This window comes from Psittacicella gerlachiana (genome assembly GCF_003585965.1).
Taxonomy (GTDB): domain Bacteria; phylum Pseudomonadota; class Gammaproteobacteria; order Enterobacterales; family Psittacicellaceae; genus Psittacicella; species Psittacicella gerlachiana.
On sequence record NZ_NRJF01000203.1, the window covers coordinates 1 to 3810 of the forward strand.

Here is a 3810-nt window from a genome sequence, read left to right on the forward strand (position 1 = left end):
TTAATGAAAATGAAATTGTTAAATTTATTCAACAATCTGCTGACTCTGCGGTATTAAATCGTGTATTAGGTGGTGAAGTTTCTAAAATTTTAGGTTCTTTACAATCTAATGGTAAAGTTTTCATTGTAAACCCTGCAGGTATTGTATTCGGTAAAAATGCAGCTGTAGATGTTTCATCTTTAGTGGCGTCAACACTGGATATTACTAATGAAGACTTCTTAAACGGTAATTACGTTTTTAATCAAGATAAAGACAAAGCTATTGCTCAAGTTATCAACCAAGGGATGATCAAAGTTGGTAAAGATGGTAGCTTAAGCTTAATTGGTGGTAGCGTAATGAATACTGGGGTATTAGAAGCTCGTGATGGCTCTATATTCCTATTAGCAGGTCAATCAATTACCATCCAAGACTTAAATAATCCATTAATCTCTTATAAAGTAACAGCTGAAAACAAAGCAGTTAACTTAGGTCAAATTATCGGTAAAAATGTAACTATGGTTGCTAATAAAGTAGCTCACGGAGCTAATAGCGACAGTTCATTTGCAGATATTATGTCAACCTACGGTAAAGATGCTTCTTCAGCTACAATTGATGCAAGTGGTACTGTAGTTTTATATGGTGCTGGTACTGCAAAAGATGATACTTTAACATCAATCGACTTAAAAGATGCTGATATCAATACTAATAAAGATAGTGTTGTTGTTACAAATGCTGAAATAAGAGCAAAAGATAAAGTACAGGTTTTAGGTGATAAAGTACGTGTAGGTGAAAGTTCATCTATCGTAGCTAACGGCGGAAAAGTTGAGATTGGTGGTGACGCAGAAGGTAAAGGTAATATCAAGCTTTCTGATGTAACTGTAATTGATGCAGGTGCAAAAGTTGATACTTCTGCTACAGGTGATGCTGGTGACATCGCTGTATGGGGTAATGCGACTTATGTTGACGGTCAATTCCTTGCAGAGTCAAAATCAGGTAAAGGTGGTTTAGTAGAAACCTCTGGTAAATATATCGATTTTGGAGATAACTTTGATGTAAGTGCTATTTCTGATTTGGGGATTGATTACTATGGAGAGTGGTTACTAGATCCTGTAACGCTAAAAATAGTGCATGGTAGTAGTACGTCAAGACCAGCTGCTATTGGTAATTGGTATGATGGTAATGTGGTATGGTCTAATACGGTTACTGATGCTTTAATTAATAGTCAATTATCTAAAACTAATGTTACCTTAATCTCTAGTGGAACTATCGAGATAAAAGGTGCAGTAATTAAAGGTAGCAATGGTAAATTTTTAAATATCAACTCACAATCAGAACATATTGTTATTGAGAATTCGAGTTTTGATATTGACTCAACCTTAACAATTGTAGGACATAGCTTTAGTGCAAAAAATTCTACCTTTAAAGCAAGTAGTTTTGTTCTTGGTTCACAAAATGATTACCATAATTATACTGGAACCAAGTGGCAAACAGTTTTAGTTAACTCTACTTTAATAGCTACTGGTACTAATACTTCATTCCTACGTGCAAACTCTTATGGTGGTTTTGAATCAACGAATAGTACGATAAAGGTTGAGAATGCAACTCTAAATCTTAAATCTAATTCTAATGCAACCTTTACGTGTACAACTCTAGCTGTTAAAGCTTTAGATATAGTTCCAAGAGCTTCTGTAGATTCTACTTTCACAATTAAAGATAGTAATTTTACAGTTTCTGATAGAACTGGCGTTGTTACTCCTAAAGCAACCCTAATTGTAGAAAATTCTACCGTTGATGGAAAAGGTACAGCGAATATTAATTTCCAAGTTAAAAGTGTAAACGTTAAAGATAGTAAATTCGCGAATACACAAAGTACTAACTTATCTACTGTAAATGGAAACCTTGTCGTAGATAACTCTACAATTGAAACTAAACAAGAAACTGCTTTACAGGCTGTTAATGGTGACATTACCTTTAATAAAGGGGTGTTAGATGTAGCTTCAGGTAACTTAAGTATTAATACTACAGGTACTGCCTCATTAAATGGAAATGTTGAAATAAAATTAAATGAAGATGCTTCATTAAATTTAAAAGCTGGTAAAGAAGCAAACATTGATGCCTTTGATGTAAAAGCAAAAAATGTAACTGTAGAAGGTGGTACAGTAAATGTTAGAAATTCAAAAGTAGAATCTTCTAATGCAAGTTTTACTGCGGTTGATAAATTAAATGTACAACAAAGTACAATTAATGGTTCTAACTCTGTAACCTTTAAAGCGACAAATTCTGATGTAACTGTAGCAAATAATAATATTAGTACTAATGGTACATTACGTGTTGAATCTAGTAAAAATGCTGAAGTGTTCGGTGATAATGCGAACTATACTTTAGGTACAGATGCAAACGTAGTTGTAAAAGCTGGTGATACTGCTAAAGTAGGAAACTTTGATGTTGAGATCAATAGTGTTACTTTAGAAGGTGAAAAAGTTGAAGCTACAAATAACAAATTTAAATTAAAACAAGGCTTTACTGTTGATCTAAACAAAACTTTAACTTTAGATAATACTACTGTTGAAGTTGCAACTGGTGAGGTTAATGTTTCAGCTAAAGAGGGTGTTACCCTTAAAAATAATTCAGGTTTAACTGGTACGAATGTAACTGTTACTTCTGCTAATGGTAATGTTGAGTTAACAAATTCCTCATTAACTTCTACTGTAAACCATACAACTGTAAATGGTTCATCTGTAATTTTAACGGATGCGACATTAAAAGGTGTATACACTGTTAACTTAACAGCTCATGGTGAAAGTGGGTCAGTAACAGCTTTAAGAACTAACAAATCTGATGCTGCGAATCTAAACATCTATGGTGATAGTGTATCTTTAACAGACTCAAGCTTTACTGGTAACGATACTGGTTATGCAACTATCCATGCTTCAGATCGTAGTAATATCAGCATCGTTAATACTGTAATCAAACGTTATCTTGGTATAGATAAAATGGATCCTAGTTATGAATTTATAACTGGTGACGCATTATTCCGTACTGAGCATTATTTATCTGATGATAATGTAGAACAAGGTAACACACCTTATGATGATTTATCTGGCGAAGAAGGAACTCCGGAAGGTAAATTAGGTGATTTAGATACAGAAAAATACAACGACAAAGATACCGTTTACTACGCAAACGGTGAAGGTCTATATGCTTGGAATTCTGGTGCAGAAACTACGAATTCACTTGTAGCTAACAAAGATAACTACGCAACAGGTGAACCTTTAACTCGTACAGAACACTACTTATCAGATGATAATGTTGCTAAAGGAAATACTCCTTACGATAACCTAACGGGTGAAAATCCAATCCCTGAAGGTAAATTAGGTGACTTAGATACTGATAAATACAACGAAGAAGGTAAAGTTTATTACACAAATGGAGAAGGTTTATACGCTTGGAACTCAGGTGCAGAAACTACAAATCCACTTGTAGCTAATAAAGATAACTATACAACTGGTGAACCTTTAACTCGTACAGAACACTACTTATCAGATGATAATGTTGCGAAAGGAAATACTCCTTACGATAACCTCACAGGTGAAAATCCAATCCCTGAAGGTAAATTAGGTGACTTAGATACAGATAAGTACAATGAAGAAGGTAAGGTTTACTACGCAAATGGTGAAGGTTTATTTGCTTGGAACTCTGGATCAGAGACAACAAATCCACTAGTTGGTAATAAAGACAACTATAAAAATGGTGATTCTTTAGTTCAGCATGAATTTGATACGGGTACAGGTGTTTACCAACACGTTTCAGGTGAAAACACTGAGAATCCAG

General features: G+C 34.1%; 1 protein-coding gene. It reads left to right on the plus strand.

The window, feature by feature from the left end; all coding sequences use genetic code 11:
• Nucleotides 1-3810 (plus strand): two-partner secretion domain-containing protein (locus CKF59_RS06565; protein WP_119535147.1); only part of this gene is annotated, 3810 nt, incomplete at both ends.